A 14,633-nucleotide genomic window follows, 5' to 3' on the forward strand; every position below is an offset into this window, starting at 1 on the left:
GAGGAGACATCATGGAATATCGCACATTGGGACGGTCGGGCCTGAAGGTGTCGGCCATCGCCATGGGCACCTTCACCTTTGGCGGTGTCGGGCCCTTTGGCCGGGTCGGCAACCAGGGCGTCGAGGATGCGCGCCGGCTGGTGGACCTGTGCCTTGACCACGGCGTCAACACCTTCGACTGCGCCAACATGTATTCGATGGGCGTTGCCGAAGAAATCCTGGGCGAGGTGCTGGAGGGCCGCCGCGACCGGGTCCTTGTCACCTCAAAGGCGCGGATGCGCGTGGGCGACGGGCCGAACGACGAGGGCGCCAGCCGCCACCATCTGATCCGCGAATGCGAGAAAAGCCTGAAACGGCTGCGCACTGACCATATCGACATCTACTTCATGCACGAATGGGACGGCACCACCCCGGTGGAAGAGAAGATGGCCGCGCTTGACCGACTCGTGTCCGATGGCAAGGTCCGCTATGTGGGCTGCTCGAACTATTCCGGCTGGCACATTGCAAAATCCCTGATGGCCTCGGACCGCGACCACCGGGTCCGCTTTGTCACCCAGCAGATCCACTACACGATCGAGGCGCGCGAAGCGGAATACGAGCTTCTGCCCCTGGGTCTGGACCAGGGCCTTGGCACCATGGTCTGGTCGCCGCTCGCTGCAGGCCTTCTGACCGGCAAGCACCGCCGCGGTCGCCCGGTGGCCGAGGGCAGCCGCCAGGCCGCCGGCTGGACCGAACCGCCGATCCGCGACCTGGAACGGTTGTGGGACATCATCGAAGTGCTGGTTCAGGTGGGCGAGGCGCATGGCGTCTCGGCCGCGCAAGTGGCGCTGGCCTGGCTACTGACGCGGCCCACGGTGTCCAGCCTGATCGTCGGCGGGCGGAATGAGGCACAGTTCAAGGACAGCTTGGCCGCCGTCTCGCTGCAGCTGACGGCCGAGGATCTGGCCCGGCTGAACGAGGTGTCGAAGCCGCCGCTAATCTATCCGTACTGGCACCAGGGCCAGTTCGCGCGGACGCGGTTCTCGCCCGCCGACTGGGTGCTGCACGAGGGCAACGAGCCGCCCGCCTGGTAAGTCAAACGGGGCGGGAACCACCCCGCCCCCCTTTCAGCGCCCCGCGATGGCCGCGGCGATGGCCGTCATTGCGATCATGCCGGGGTCGTCCATGCCGATAGTCTTTTCGCCGAAGATGCGCGCGCGGCCCACGGTGGCGGGCTTGTCCTTCATGGCCGCCTGCGCCCTCGTCGCCGCGTCCACCGCCGCCGAGGCGACCTCGGCCGGATCGCTTAGCCCCGCCGTGGCGCTGGCCATCGCGTCCAGGCTATCCAGTACCGTCTTGCCACCAAGCTCGGCCTTGCCCCGCGCCTGCATCGCGTCGCGCGCGCCGGCGATCAGGGCCGAGACCTCGGACGCCTCGACCCCGGTGCGGCCCTTCAGGGCCTTGGCTATGCTCATCAGCCCGGTGGCCATGAGCGTTCCGTAGGACGACCCCGAGGTCCTGGTGAAGGCCTGCGCGCAAGCGAGCAACGCCTGGCCCAGGTCCTCGGGCAATGTCGGCGCGGCCTCTTGCATTGCCTTCGTCCCGCGCGTCAGCGTCACGCCTAGGTCGCCGTCGCCAAGGGCTCCGTCCGCTGCGTTCAGCGCGTCGAAGTCGCGCGCCATCGCGACGACCAGCCGGTCGATCGCTCCGCGCAGATCGGAGACGGCCAGGGTCATTTCACGCTCCAGAACGCGCAGTCGCAGGGGGCCTTGAGGAAGCCTTCAAGCTCGGTATCCAGCTTGCAGAGCGTGAAGGATACGCCCGTCATCTCCATACTGGTGGCATAGCGGCCGACAAGGGGCATGACGATGGTCGCCCCCGCCCCTTCCAGCCGGGCCTTTACGGTGCGGTAGAGGATGTACAGCTCTTCCGGAGGGGTCGCGCCCAGGCTGTTGACCATGACGGACACGCGGTCGCCCGCGCCCAGCTGCATGTCGGACAGCAGGCGGTCCATCATCTCGCCCGCGATGGCATCGGCAGAGCGCAGCTTGTCGCGCCAGACGCCAGGCTCGCCGTGGATGCCCATGCCCATCTCCATCTCGTCCTCGGCGATGGTAAAGGTGGGCTTGCCCGCCTGCGGCACGGTGCAGGGCGAAAGCGCCGCCCCGACCGAGCGGCAGGCATCGGCGGCCTTCTGCGCGACGCGGGTCACTTCGTCGAGGTCATGGCCCGCCTCTGCCGCAGCACCCGCGATCTTGAAGGCATAGACCATGCCGGCCACGCCCCGGCGCTTCGCGGCCTCGGCCGGCGGGGCGCTGGCCACGTCATCGGCCAAGATCACGGTCGAGCAGCGGATGTCGTCGAATTCGACCAGGTCGCCGGCCATGTCGAAGTTCATGATGTCGCCGCCGTAGTTGCCGTAAAGCCGCAGCACCCCGGCCCCCTGGTCGGCCGCGCGGATCGCGTCGGCCATCTGTTCGGCCGAGGGGCTGGCGAAGACGTCGCCGATTGCGCAGGCGTCCAGCAGACCCGGACCAACATAGCCGGTAAACACCGGCAGATGCCCCGAGCCCCCGCCCGAGACGATGCCGACCTTGCCCGCCTTGCCCGGTGTCGCGCGGGCGACGGCGCGCTTCGTCTCGCCGACCAGCCGGTAGAATTCGGGATGGGCGGCAGTCAGGCCCTCCAGCATCTCATCGACGTAATCGGCGGGGTTGTTCAGAATCTTCTTCATCGCAAGGTCTCCGGTCAGTTGCGGCGTCCCGCGGGGCGCCAAGTGTTCACGATCATCACGAATATCAGCAGGCTGCCCCAGATCAGCTCGCGCGCGAAGTTGGACACGCCGACCATGTTCAGCCCCGAGGAAAGGAACTGCATCGACAGCACCGCCAGCACCACGCCGATGATCTTGCCGTAGCCGCCATAGGGGTTCACCCCGCCAAGGATGGCGATGAGCACGGCCAGCAGCAGGTAGCTTGACCCATAGTCCGCCTTGGCCGAATTCGCGCGGCTCATCACCACCATCCCGGCAATGGCCGCAAGCCCGCCCGAGGCGACGTAGACCTTTATCAGCATGGCGTCGATGTTCACGGCGGCGAAGCGCGCGGCCAGGGGGTTGGCACCGAACATGCGGACCTTCACGCCGAAGGCTGTGCGGGTCAGGACCAGCGACAGGCCGACCGCCAACAGGGCGAACAGGATCAGCGGCGTCGGAATGCCGAGGATCGTGGAGTTGCCGATCCAGGCCGCCGCAGCGGGCAGGCCCATGACCGCTGACCCACCCGTCAGCGCGATCGCGAAGCCGGTGAAGATCAGTCCTGACCCCAGCGTGGCCAGGATCGCCGGCAGGCCCAGTTTTGCCACCAAGAGCCCGTTGAAGAGCCCCGCCGCCATGCCCACGGCAAGCGCGACGCAAAGCGCGACCAGGAAGACCACCGTCCCGTCCGACGACCCTGTGAGCCGCGTCATGATCAGCGCCGCGACGATGGCCGACAGGTTGGCTATCCCCACAACCGAAAGGTCGATCCCTCCGGTCAGCATGGTCAGCGTCATGGCCAGCGCCAGGATCGCGAATTCCGGAAACTGGAACGCCATCGAGGTCAGGTTCTGCAGGCTGAGGAAGCGGTCAGGCGACAGCGCTGCCATCAGAACGAAAACCGCGACGGCGATCACCGCAAGGCGGCCCTCGGGGCTGGAGAATAGGCGCTGGACAGGGCTTTGGGTCATCTTGTCGGCTCTTTCAAGCGGCACGCGCGGCGGCGCGCTTGGCCTGCCAGGCCGGCAGGCCGGTTCCCAGAAGGATCAAGAGGCCGATGGTGACTGATTGCCAAGTGGCCGGTATCCCCAGCACGACCAGGCTGTTGCGGACCAGGACGATCAGCGCGACGCCCAGAATGGTCCCTGTCAACGTGCCATGCCCCCCCGCCAGCCGCGCCCCCCCAAGGACGACGGCGGCGATGACGGAAAGCTCCAGCCCAACCAGGTCGAAGGGGTTCGCCACCCGTGCCATGCTGGCATGGATCACGCCCGCAAGACCGGCCAGCACGCCCACGTACACGTAGATGAAGAACTGCACCCCGCGCACGTTGATGCCGATGCGCCGGGCGCTTTCGACCGACCCGCCGATGGCATAGATCTGCCGGCCAAGCATGGTGCGCTGCAACAGGAACCAGGTCAGCACCACGACCAGCACGGTGACCAAGAAGGCTCCGTGGAGGTTGTAGAAGGAGCCGTCGGCGTTCTCGCCCCGGATCAGCATCATCCGCCCGAACTCTCGCATGCCGGGTGGCAGGGTGGTGATCTGCTTCTGGCCGATGAAGGTCAGCATGAACCCGCGGAAGATCGAGAGCGTCCCAAGCGTCACGATCAGCGTGGGCAGGCCGAAGCCCGCGATCAGGATGCCGTTGATCGCGCCGAGGCCCGCTCCCACCGCCATGCCGAAGCCAAGCGCGGCCCACCAGGGCATCCAGGGCATGACGGCGTTCAGCGTCATGGCGGTGACATACATGGTGAAGGCGGCGATGGCGGTGAAGCTCACGTCGATCCCGCCCGAGATCAGCACCAGCATCGCCGCCACCGCGAAGATGCCCAGCACGATCCCGCCGCGCAGAAGGTCGGTGAGGGTGACGATGGACAGAAAGCTTGGATCCGAGAGCGCAGCCAACAGGCAGAAGGCAAGGATGACAAGAGCCACAAGCGTCTCGTTCCGGGTCCAGTCGATCTTCATGACGCAAGCCTGTGCGCAAGTTCCGTCTCGTTCAGGCTGCCGCCAGTGATGTCTTCGACTATGCGACCGCCCTTCATCACCAAGATGCGGTGGCAGGTAGCCAGCAGTTCCGGCAGGTCGTCCGAGATCACAATGACCCCCAGCCCTTGCGCCGCCAGTTCTGCAATGATTCCGTGGATTTCGGCCTTGGAGCCCACATCGACCCCCACGCTCGGCCCGTTCAGGACGAGCACACGCGGGCTGCGCGCCATCCAGCGCGCCAGCACCACCCGCTGCTGGTTGCCGCCCGACAGCGATCGCACCGGCGCTCCAGGATTGGGTGCCTTGACCTTCAGGCGCGCAAGCCACTCCCGCGCCTCGGCCAGAAGGCCGGTCAGGTTCAGGACACCACCCGCCCGGGCGTGCGCGTCCAGCCGGCCGATGGCGATGTTCTGGACGATGCTTTGGGTGAGGAACAGACCCTCGGTCAGCCGATCCTCGGGAACATAGCCGATCCCCGCGGCGGCCGCGGCTATCGGGTCGCCGCGCGTCACCTGGCGCCCGTCAAGCGTGATCGTCCCCGACTCTGGCGCGACGAGGCCGAAGAGAGCCTTTGCCAGCGCCGTCCGGCCCGAGCCGAGAAGGCCCGAGATCCCCAGAACCTCGCCGGCGCGAAGGGTGAAATCCACCTGATCGAATGCCCCGGCCTTGGAAAGGCCCTGCGTCCGCAACAGCACCGGCGCGTCGGCTCGCAGCGGCGCGGGCGGTTCTGTCGCCACGTCGCGGCCGGTCATGTGGCGCGTCAGGCTGGCCGCGTCGAAGTCCCGTGCCGGCCCCTCGGCGACCTTCTGGCCGTTGCGCAGGACGACGACCTGCTCGCAGACCTCCAGCACCTCGGCGAGCTTGTGGCTGACGAACAGCACCGCCACCCCGTCGGCCTTGAGGCGGCGGATGATGGTCAGAAGCCCCCGCACCTCGCGTTCGGTCAGCGCGGTGGTGGGTTCGTCCATGATGATGAGCCGCGCCTCGGTCGCAAGCGCCCGGGCGATGGCCACCAGCTGCTTGTGCGCGACCGACAGCGTCTCGACCGTCGCGTCCAGCGGGATGTCGACGCCGATCCGGTCCAGCGTCGCACGGGCCAGATCGCGCATCCTGGCCCGGCGCACAAGGCGGACACCTTCGCCCAGTTCCGCGGAAAAAGCGATGTTCTCGGCCACGGTCAGGTTGGGGAACAGGCTGAAATCCTGGAAGATCACCTTGATCCCTGCCTCGGTCGAGGCGCGGGGGGACAGCGGTCCCTGCACCTGGCCGGAAAAGGCGATCGTCCCCCGGTCCGGGCGTTCCACCCCGGCGAGGATCTTGATCAGGGTCGACTTGCCCGACCCGTTTTCGCCTGCCAGACAAACGGCCTCACCTGCCGCAATGGAAAAGCCCACCTCGGACAGGGCGGTGATCCCGGCATAGGTCTTGGTCACGCCCGAAAGCGTGACGAGCGGTTTCGACATGGCTTTCCTTCCACCGGGTTCGGGGGGCCGGACCGCCCCCCGCAGTCCTTAATACCCGATCAGAACGGATAGTCGGCCATGTTGTCCTTGTTCACGTTGACCCAAGCCTGGCCATAGATGACCTTGCCATCCAGCTTGACCTTCTCATAACCCGGCAGGCCAAGATCCATGCCGTCGGTCACCGTCTCGCCGTTCATCACCATCGTCGCGAGCTTGTTCATCGCATAGCCTGCCACCGAGGGATCCCAGAAGCCGATGCCGTCCACCGCGCCGGTTTCCAGGTACTGCCCTGCGATCGAGGGCAGCGAAGTGCCAAAGACGCAGGTCTGCGCTTCCAGTCCGCGCTCTTCGACCGCAAGACCGATGCCCGCAACGTCAGTCGAGGCCGAGCCCTGCATACCCTTGATGTTCGGATAGGCGCGCAGCACCTCCTGCGCCTTGGCATAGGCCTGCTGCTGGTCGTCGAAGGTTTCATTCTTGTCGCCGACAAGCGTCATGTTCGGATAGTTCGCCTTCTGGTACGCGATGGCGCCGTCGACCCACTGGTTGTGCGTCTGGCTGGTCAGCGAGCCGACGAAGACGGCATATTCGCCCTCGCCGCCCATGCACTTGGCCATCTGCTCCATCAGATTGGCACCGAAGTCCTCGTTCACGAATGCTTCGAGGTCATAGTTGGTGTTCTGCTGGGCCGCGGCCTCGTGGGTGATGACGGTGATGCCCGCATCCATCGCGCGCTTCAGCACAGGTTCCAGCGCCTCAGGCGACATCGGGACAACAGCGAGCGCATTGACGCCCTGGGCGATCATGTCCTCGATCAGGGCAGCCTGCTGCTGCGGGTCGGCCTGGGCCGGGCCGACCTGGAAGGCGTCGGCGCCGGTGTCGGCGGCGTACTGCTTGACGCCTTCCTCCATCCGGTTGAACCACTGGATGCCAGCGATCTTCACCACGGTGGCGATCTTCTTGGCGTCCTGAGCTGCGGCCGGCATCGCCAGAAGCGAGGCCGAGGCAGCCAGGATTGCGGCGGTCTTGGTCAGTTTCATGTCTTCCTCCCTTTGCGGCCACGTGGGCCATGTTGATTGATGTTTTACACTCAAGCTAGGTGGCTTCCGCCACTTTTCCAATTGTCGTTCCCTCTGTGTGGACGAAAATTTTCTTCTATCCGATCAGAGTCTTGACGACGCGGGATCTCCTCCGGTCCCTATTGCGTGCGCCCGTTCCGGCGGAGTTGCGGTCTGCGCCTCAGATGGCCGACCTCCTTTCCGCGACGGGACCCGCCGACGCCAATAGCGCGGGGACCAGGGCGGGCGCGGCAAGGTGCGGCAGATGGCCCGCGCCGCGCACGAGGTGGATGGCGACCTGTGACGGCAGCGCGGCGACGGCCTGCCAGTCCAGAATTCGGTCCGCCGTGCCCCAGACTACGCAGACCGGGCACGCCAGGTGTTCCAGGTCGGCGGTCACGTCGATCTGCTGTATCCCGGCATGCGCAAGAGACCGGACAAGGCCGGAAAGCCCCTCGCGCCGGGGGGCGAGGCGAGCCAGTTCCTCGGCTGCGGCGACATCGCTCAGGGTCCCCGCGTCCAGCAAGGACAGCGCCCGCGCCAGTGCAGCCGTCGTCCCGGCCGCCAGCATTCCGTCAAGGAAGTCGGCATTGATCCGCGCGCCGACCCCGGCCGGAGCGATCAGTACCAGCCGCGTCACCCGTGAACCCAGGCGGCGTGCCAAGCGCACGGCCAGCGCGGCGCCCAGCGAATGGCCGACCAGAGCAAGCGGTCCCCCGGGCAGGTCGGCGATCAGCTGATCCGCCATCGCGTCGACCGAGGGCGCCAGGGCCAGGGATGCGCCATGCCCCGGCAGGTCGGGCGCATGAACCGACAGGCCCATCCGGGCAAGACGCTGCGGCAGGTCGCGCCAGCCCTTGGCGCTGTCAAACAGGCCGTGCAGCAGGACGACCGTTCCCGCCCCGACAGTGGAACCGCCGTGCCCCCGGACATCCTCCGCCGTCACGCGCCCGTTCCGTCCGGTGCCCGGGACCAAAGCCAGATCGACCCCGGCACGACGCGCCGCCGCCCGCGCCGCGGGGCTGGCGCGCAGGCCCTGCCCCGCCACAGGCACGACCGCGACCGGCGCGGCAGCAGGTTCGGGCACGGCGGCCGGCGCGGCCTCGACCACAACCTCCGCTGCCCCCTCCTGATCGACCTCGGCGAAGGGCTGGTCCAATGCGACCATCTCGCCCTCGGCCACCAGCTGAGTCGCAAGCGTGCCATCGGCCATCGCCGGGACCTCGACCACGGTCTTGTCGGTCTCCACCTCCATCAGCACGTCGCCGCGCTTGTAGGTCTCGCCCGGCGCGACCAGCCAGGCGGTCACCCGCGCCTCTTCCATCGTCTCGCCAAGGCGCGGCAGGGTCAGAGTCACGCGGCCCATGACGGCGCCTTTCGTGTCACCAGCCACAGAGCCGTGTCGTGGATCAGGTCGGACGACGGGATGGAGCCTCGTTCCAGCGCGGGCGAGACCGGGATCGGAATGTCCTCGCCGCCTAGCCGCAGGATCGGTTCCTCCAGCCAGTCGAAGCACAGCTCGCCCAGCCGCGCGGCGATGTCCGAGGCGACCGAGCCGGTCAGCACGGCCTCGGTCACCACCATCGCCCGGCCGGTGCGGCGGACGGCCTCGACCAGCGGGGCTTCGTCGAGGGGATTGAGGCAGCGCAGGTCGATCACCTCGGCCTCGACCCCGGCAGCGGCGAGACGGTCGGCCGCGGCGAGGCTTTCGTGCAACATCCGGCTGTAGGTCAGGATCACCAGGTCGCGCCCGGCGCGGTGGGTTGCGGGCTGGCCCCAAGGCGCATCGGGGCGGGCGGTGTCCAGATCGCCTTTCAGTGTGTAAAGCCCCTTGTGTTCGATCACCACCACGGGGTCGGGCTGCTGCATCGCGCCACGCAGCAGGTGGTAGGCGTCGTTCACCGTGCCCGGCATCACCAGCCGCAGGCCGGGTGTGTGCAGCATCCACGCCTCAAGGCTCTGGCTGTGCTGGGCGGCGGCCGAGCGCCCGGTGCCGCCTTGCGTCCGCAGCACCATCGGCACGCCGATCTGGCCGCCGAACATGTAGCGGCTTTTCGCAGCCTGGTTGGCGATCTGGTCCATCGCCATGCCGGCGAAGTCGACATACATCAGTTCCGCCACCGGGCGCAGGCCGGTCATCGCCGCTCCGATCGCCGCGCCGATGATCGCCGGTTCCGAAATCGGAGTGTCGATCACCCGGTCCGCGCCGAACAGGTCGATCAGCCCCTTGGTCACCCCATAGGCGCCACCGTACAGGCCAACTTCCTCGCCCATCAGGATGACCGAGGGGTCGGCCTCCATTCCGTCGAGCAGCGCCTGGCGGATCGCTTCGCGGTAGGTCGTCTCGGTCATGCCCTGATCTCCTCGGCGAGGACGGCGGCCAGACGGCGGGCCTGCGGGCGGGGGGCGGGCGTTCCGGGGGCGTAGACGTCCTCGAACATCGTCGTCAGCGCCGGAGTTCCAGCCCCCAGCGCGTGGGAAAGCGCCGCGTCCATCTCGACTCCCGCTTCAGAGTCGATCCGGGCGAGATCGCCCTCGGGCGCCTGCCCCTCGGTCAACAAGCGGGTGCGGGCATGGGCGACCGGATCGCGTTGGCGGCCCTCGGCCTCTTCCTCGGGGGTGCGGTAGGGGGACTTGTCCATTCGGGCATGGCCGAAGAAACGGTAAGCGTCGATCTCGAGGAACCCTGGACGACCCTCCCGAGCATCCGCGACCAGGTCGCGCGCGGCGTCATACACCGCCTCGACATCCGCGCCATCGGCCCGCGCCGCTGCCAGCCCGAAGGCCGCCGCACGCGCCGGAAAGTCCCGGTTGCCAGCAGAGCGGTCGACCCTCGTACCCATGCCATATTGGTTATTGATGCAGCAGAAGATCACCGGCAGCCGCCAGAGCGCAGCCATGTTCATCGATTCGTAAAGGATCCCCTGGCTCATCGCGCCGTCGCCGAAGAAGGCGACCGAGATCTGCCCGGAGCCGCGATTGCGGTAGGTCAGCCCCGCGCCCACGACATGCGAAATGCCGCCGCCGACGATTGCATTGGCGCCCAGATGCCCCAGCGCCCGATCGGCGATATGCATCGACCCGCCCTTGCCCCGGCAGTAGCCGTCGGCCTTTCCCGCGATCTCGGACATCATGCGGTTCGGATCGCCGCCGCGGCCCAGAAAGACGCCGTGGCCGCGGTGATGCGTGGTGAAACTGTCGCCATCGCGCATGGCATAGGTCAGGCCGACGACGGCCTCTTCTCCGATCGACAGGTGCAGCATCGACCCCGCGCTGCCGCCCTTCAGGAACAGCTCGCCCACCCGTTCCTCAAAGGACCGGATGCGCCGCATCATGCGGTAGCGCGAAAGGGCGCCGGTGTTTGCAGTGTGCAGAGGGGCGTTCATTCCGGCGCTCGCAAGGGTTTAAGGGCGGCATAGGCCGCGCGGTAGCGGTCATAAATCGGGCCGTAAGCGGCATGGGCGTCCATGTCCGGCTCGACCCGACGGGCGGTGCGCACCATCGTGGCGCAAGCGGCGTCGATGGTCGGGAAATGCCCCGCCCCCACCGCAGCCAGGATCGCCGAGCCCAGAGCCGGGGCCTCGGGTTCCTCAGTCAGCTCCAGCGGCAGACCCAGCGTGTCGGCATGGACCTGCAGCCAGAAGGGCGAGCGCGTGACGCCGCCCGCCACCACGATCCGTCGCGCGGTGAAGGCCGAGCCGAAGGCGTCGACAATCGCGCGGGTGCCGAAGCAGACGGATTCGACCAGCGCGCGGTAGACATGGGCGGGCGTGTGCTTGAGGCTGAGCCCCGTGATCGCCCCCCGCGCCAGCGCGTCGGTATGGGGCGTCCGGTTGCCCTGGAAATGGTCGACCGCGAGCAGCCCCTCGGCTCCCGGAGGCAGCTTGGCAGCCTCGGCGTTCAGGGTGTCGAAGTCCAGATGTTCGGCGAAGTTGCGCTTGAACCAAGCGATAACCGACCCGGTCGAGGTCTGGCCGCCCTCGATGATCGGCAGGCCGGGATAGACGCAATCCATATAAGTGCCCCAGACCCCCCGAGCATGAACCGACCGTTCCGCCACGCCCAGCTGCAGGTGCGACGAGCCGGTGATCAGCGCGAGGTCGCCGGGCCGTGTCACGCCCAAGCCGATCATTCCGATGAAGGCATCCGCTCCGCCCTGCACCACCGGCAACCCCGCCCGCAGGCCCAGGTGCCGCGCGGCCTCATCTGTCAGGGGGCCGATCACTTGTCCGGGTGCCACGATCTCGGACGGCCAGCGGTCCTTGAGGTCGGACAGCCCCAGCCTGTCCAAAAGCGACAGGGGCCAGCCGCCGTGGCCGGTCTGGTAGTGCCAGCGCATCGTGACGTTGTTCAACGAGGCGACCCAGCGCCCGGTCAGTCGCAGGGTCAGGTAGTCCTGATATTCGCCCACCATCGCAGCACGCGACCAAAGCTCGGGCTGGTGCCGCTTGATCCACAGCGCCTTGGGAATCATCCACTCCGGGCTGACCGGCCCTTCCCCGCCGCCGTTCAGTCGCAGTGCCGGGTCACCGCAGGTCGCGACCTCGGCCGCCTCGTGATGGGCGCGCACGTCCATCCACAACAGGCAGGGCCGCAGGGGTCGCCCCTCGGCATCAAGTGCGACCACGGTGCAGGAGGTTGTGTCGCATGCCAGACCCGAAACCTGGCCTGGAGTCACTCCGGCCGCCGCCATCGCCTCGCGTACGGCAACGCCCGCAGCGTGCCACCAGTCGTCCGGGTTCTGCTCGGCCTGGCCCGGCTGCGGGAAGGTGGTGACGTAAGGCCCCTTACCCACCCCGCGCGAGCGCCCGGCAAGGTCGAAGACATGCGCTCGCAGCGACTCGGTTCCGCCGTCGATGCCGATGACATACGTCATGCCTTGCGCCTTGGTTTCTGCAACTGCAATGCTGTAACTGCAACTATGTGCAATGGCCGCACATTTGTTGATATGCATTGACGTGGGCCTCTGTCAAGTGGCTAGATGGCGGTGAAACGGCGGAGGTTGGATGACGGCGGGAGGCAAGGATACGGACGACATGGTCCAGGCAACCTGGCTTTACCATGTCGGACAGATGAGCCAGGAAGAGGTGAGCCGCCGCATGGGCCTGTCGCGGTTCAAGGTGCTTCGGCTTCTTCAGGATGCGCGCGATCTGGGCCTTGTTCGCATAAGCATCGAGCACGGCACGACGGGCACTCTTGCGCGGGCCGACCGGCTTATCCAGCACTTCGGGCTGACCGAGGCGATGGTGGCCCCTAACACGGGCGACGATGCGGCCGCGGGGCGGCGCGGTGTCGGGCAGCTGGCCGCCAGCTGGCTCGCGCGGATCGGTCGCGAGGGGCCGGTCACCATTGGCGTTGGCTGGGGTCGTACGATGGCGGCGATGGCCGATGCGCTGACCGGCCTGCGCAATCCCGAACTGTGCTTCGTGTCGCTGATGGGATCGATGACCCACACGTCTGCCACTTCGCCCTTCGACGTCTGCGTGCGCCTTGCCGCGCTCACCGGGGCGCGGGCCGTGTTCCTGCCCGCGCCTTTTCTGGCTGACAGCGCTGAGGACGCCGCGCTGATCCGGCGGCAGCGCCTGGTTCGCGAGGCGCTGGACGTGGCGCGCGCGGCCGATCACATGGTGATCTCGGTCGGGGAATGTACCGCCGATGCGCTGCTGCAATCGAGCGGCATCCTGACCCCGGACGAGGCCGCCGGCCTGATCGCCACCGGGGCCGTCGCAGACACGACAGGCAAGTTCTTCGCCGCCGACGGCAGCCTTGCAGCCACCGACCTAAACCTGCGCGCGCCCTCTATCGAGCTGCAGGATCTGCATCGGTCGGATGTGGTGGTGCTGTCTTCCGGCACAGGCAAGGCGGCCGCGCTGCGCGCCGTGCTGGCGGCGGGTTTCGTCAACCGGCTGATCGTGGATGAGCCCCTGGCCAGGGCGCTGTTGCAGGAGGAAGCGGCATGAAGGGATTTGGCGTCCATACCTCGATGTGGACGATGGCCTGGGATCGGGCTGGGGCGGAACGGGCCGTCACCGCCTGCAAGGCACTTGGCTTCGACTTCATCGAGATCGCGCTTCTCTCGCCCGACAAGGTCGACACCGACCATTCCCGCCGCCTCCTCGATCGCGAGGGGATGGCCGCCGTCTGCTCTCTCGGCCTGCCCGAGGGCAAGCGCGCCTCCTCGGACCCCGAGGCCGCCATCGCCTTCCTGACCCATGCGCTGGACCAGTGCGCCGCGATCGGCGCCCAGGCGCTGACCGGCGTCACCTATGGCGGGATCGGCGAGCGCACCGGCTTTCCGCCGACAGAACCCGAGCGCGACAACGTGGCCCGCGTGCTCGGTGCCGCCGCAGCCCACGCCCGAAAAAGGGGCATCGCCTTCGGGATCGAGCCGGTGAACCGCTACGAGAACCACATCCTCAACACCGGCTGGCAGGCCGTGGAGATGATCGAGAAGGTGGGCGCGGACAACGTCTTCATCCACCTCGACACCTACCACATGAACATCGAGGAACGCGGCATGGCACTTGGCATCCTCGATGCCGGCCCGCACCTGCGCTACATCCACCTGTCGGAAAGCGACCGGGGCACTCCGGGGGAAGGCAACGTGCGCTGGGACGAGGTCTTCGGAGCCCTGCAGGCGGTGGGCTTCTCGGGCGGGATGGCGATGGAAAGCTTCATCGACATGCCGCCCGAAGTGTCCTTCGGGCTGTCGGTCTGGCGCCCGGTAGCGGAAAGCCGCGATGTCGTGCTGGACCGCGGCCTGCCCTTCCTGCGCAACAAGGCGCGACAGTACCGGCTCTGGTCCTGAATACCTGATCTCCAATGCCCGACGTCGGATCCTTCACCCTGAACCGCTCTTTCTCGACCGATTATCCTTGTCCGTCGAAAGCGCTTCGTCCGACGCGCCACGCCATCACCGGGGTGTCCACTCTCGACGGCGGGCATTGTCCGGCTCATTTCGCGGCAGAGCGGTCAGGCCGGACACGTAAACGAATGTTGGGCCTCATTGTCGAGAACCAGCCGAACGGCCCGCTCGCGAACTTGAGGGAAAAAATGTTCGTCGTCTCGCTCATAGTGCTCCATCAGCGCGCCATCCCGGCGGCTGGTTGAGGCTGGCATGCTGCGGACCGACGAACCGGATTTGGGCGGCGTACTACGTTGACCCGTCGCTTGAGCCGTACGGTTCTGCCGACGACTATCGACCGCATCACGGTCCGGCACGAGCCTGTGGCGGGCCATTCGATCGAACTGGAAGGCAAGATTGTCGAGCTTTTGCAGGCTGGTATCCCGACTGCAAAAAGCCCCACCAGATGGCGGGGCGTAAACATTGTTATACAAGATTTTGGTTGCGGGGGCAGGATTTGAACCTGCGGCCTTCAGGTTATG

14 protein-coding genes are annotated in these 14,633 nt (G+C 67.2%); 3 read left to right on the forward strand and 11 right to left on the reverse strand.

What is annotated here, in order from left to right:
• Nucleotides 1-11: 11 nt before the first annotated feature.
• On the forward strand, nucleotides 12-1,073 hold the full coding sequence (locus ACE3Q6_RS20760) for an aldo/keto reductase (protein ID WP_374436664.1): 1,062 nt from the start codon (nucleotides 12-14) through the stop codon (nucleotides 1,071-1,073).
• A gap of 33 nt (nucleotides 1,074-1,106) precedes the next feature.
• Here the strand turns inward: ACE3Q6_RS20760 and ACE3Q6_RS20765 are convergent, their stop codons facing one another.
• From ACE3Q6_RS20765 to ACE3Q6_RS20810, 10 genes are all read right to left on the reverse strand, one after another.
• Nucleotides 1,107-1,715, reverse strand: a complete 609-nt coding sequence (locus ACE3Q6_RS20765) for a dihydroxyacetone kinase subunit L (protein WP_374436666.1) — start codon at nucleotides 1,713-1,715, stop codon at nucleotides 1,107-1,109.
• Complete coding sequence (locus ACE3Q6_RS20770) at nucleotides 1,712-2,713, reverse strand: dihydroxyacetone kinase subunit DhaK (protein ID WP_374436668.1); 1,002 nt, start codon at nucleotides 2,711-2,713, stop codon at nucleotides 1,712-1,714. The genes ACE3Q6_RS20765 and ACE3Q6_RS20770 overlap by 4 nt, the downstream gene beginning before the upstream one ends.
• A 14-nt stretch (nucleotides 2,714-2,727) precedes the next feature.
• A complete protein-coding gene (locus ACE3Q6_RS20775) occupies nucleotides 2,728-3,705 on the reverse strand; it encodes an ABC transporter permease (RefSeq protein ID WP_374436670.1) in 978 nt (325 codons plus the stop codon).
• Nucleotides 3,706-3,718: 13 nt separating this feature from the next.
• Nucleotides 3,719-4,705, reverse strand: a complete 987-nt coding sequence (locus tag ACE3Q6_RS20780) for an ABC transporter permease (RefSeq protein WP_374436673.1) — start codon at nucleotides 4,703-4,705, stop codon at nucleotides 3,719-3,721.
• Nucleotides 4,702-6,189 carry a sugar ABC transporter ATP-binding protein gene (locus tag ACE3Q6_RS20785; RefSeq protein ID WP_374436675.1) on the reverse strand — a complete coding sequence of 496 codons (1,488 nt, stop codon included), beginning with the start codon at nucleotides 6,187-6,189 and terminating at the stop codon, nucleotides 4,702-4,704. Before ACE3Q6_RS20785 ends, ACE3Q6_RS20780 begins: the two co-directional genes overlap by 4 nt.
• 59 nt (nucleotides 6,190-6,248) lie before the next feature.
• The gene (locus tag ACE3Q6_RS20790) at nucleotides 6,249-7,229 is read right to left on the reverse strand and encodes an autoinducer 2 ABC transporter substrate-binding protein (RefSeq protein ID WP_374436678.1); all 981 of its coding nucleotides are present in this window, start codon (nucleotides 7,227-7,229) and stop codon (nucleotides 6,249-6,251) included.
• Between the two features lie 199 nt (nucleotides 7,230-7,428).
• On the reverse strand, nucleotides 7,429-8,613 hold the full coding sequence (locus ACE3Q6_RS20795; protein ID WP_374436680.1) for an alpha/beta fold hydrolase: 1,185 nt from the start codon (nucleotides 8,611-8,613) through the stop codon (nucleotides 7,429-7,431).
• Nucleotides 8,601-9,599 carry an alpha-ketoacid dehydrogenase subunit beta gene (locus tag ACE3Q6_RS20800; protein WP_374436682.1) on the reverse strand — a complete coding sequence of 333 codons (999 nt, stop codon included), beginning with the start codon at nucleotides 9,597-9,599 and terminating at the stop codon, nucleotides 8,601-8,603. The genes ACE3Q6_RS20795 and ACE3Q6_RS20800 overlap by 13 nt, the downstream gene beginning before the upstream one ends.
• Nucleotides 9,596-10,633 carry a thiamine pyrophosphate-dependent dehydrogenase E1 component subunit alpha gene (locus ACE3Q6_RS20805; RefSeq protein ID WP_374436684.1) on the reverse strand — a complete coding sequence of 346 codons (1,038 nt, stop codon included), beginning with the start codon at nucleotides 10,631-10,633 and terminating at the stop codon, nucleotides 9,596-9,598. The genes ACE3Q6_RS20800 and ACE3Q6_RS20805 overlap by 4 nt, the downstream gene beginning before the upstream one ends.
• A complete protein-coding gene (locus ACE3Q6_RS20810; protein ID WP_374436686.1) occupies nucleotides 10,630-12,123 on the reverse strand; it encodes a ribulokinase in 1,494 nt (497 codons plus the stop codon). The genes ACE3Q6_RS20805 and ACE3Q6_RS20810 overlap by 4 nt, the downstream gene beginning before the upstream one ends.
• Before the next feature lie 130 nt (nucleotides 12,124-12,253).
• Between ACE3Q6_RS20810 and ACE3Q6_RS20815 the strand changes: the two genes are divergently transcribed.
• Nucleotides 12,254-13,207 carry a sugar-binding transcriptional regulator gene (locus tag ACE3Q6_RS20815; RefSeq protein WP_374436688.1) on the forward strand — a complete coding sequence of 318 codons (954 nt, stop codon included), beginning with the start codon at nucleotides 12,254-12,256 and terminating at the stop codon, nucleotides 13,205-13,207.
• Complete coding sequence (locus tag ACE3Q6_RS20820; protein ID WP_374436690.1) at nucleotides 13,204-14,055, forward strand: sugar phosphate isomerase/epimerase family protein; 852 nt, start codon at nucleotides 13,204-13,206, stop codon at nucleotides 14,053-14,055. The genes ACE3Q6_RS20815 and ACE3Q6_RS20820 overlap by 4 nt, the downstream gene beginning before the upstream one ends.
• 164 nt (nucleotides 14,056-14,219) lie before the next feature.
• On the opposite strand, the gene ACE3Q6_RS20825 is transcribed toward ACE3Q6_RS20820, so the two are convergent.
• On the reverse strand, nucleotides 14,220-14,633 hold a 414-nt coding region (locus ACE3Q6_RS20825), incomplete at its 5' end, for a hypothetical protein (protein ID WP_374436692.1).

Origin of the sequence: Tabrizicola sp., assembly GCF_041913445.1 — a bacterium.
Classification (GTDB): Bacteria; Pseudomonadota; Alphaproteobacteria; order Rhodobacterales; family Rhodobacteraceae; genus Tabrizicola.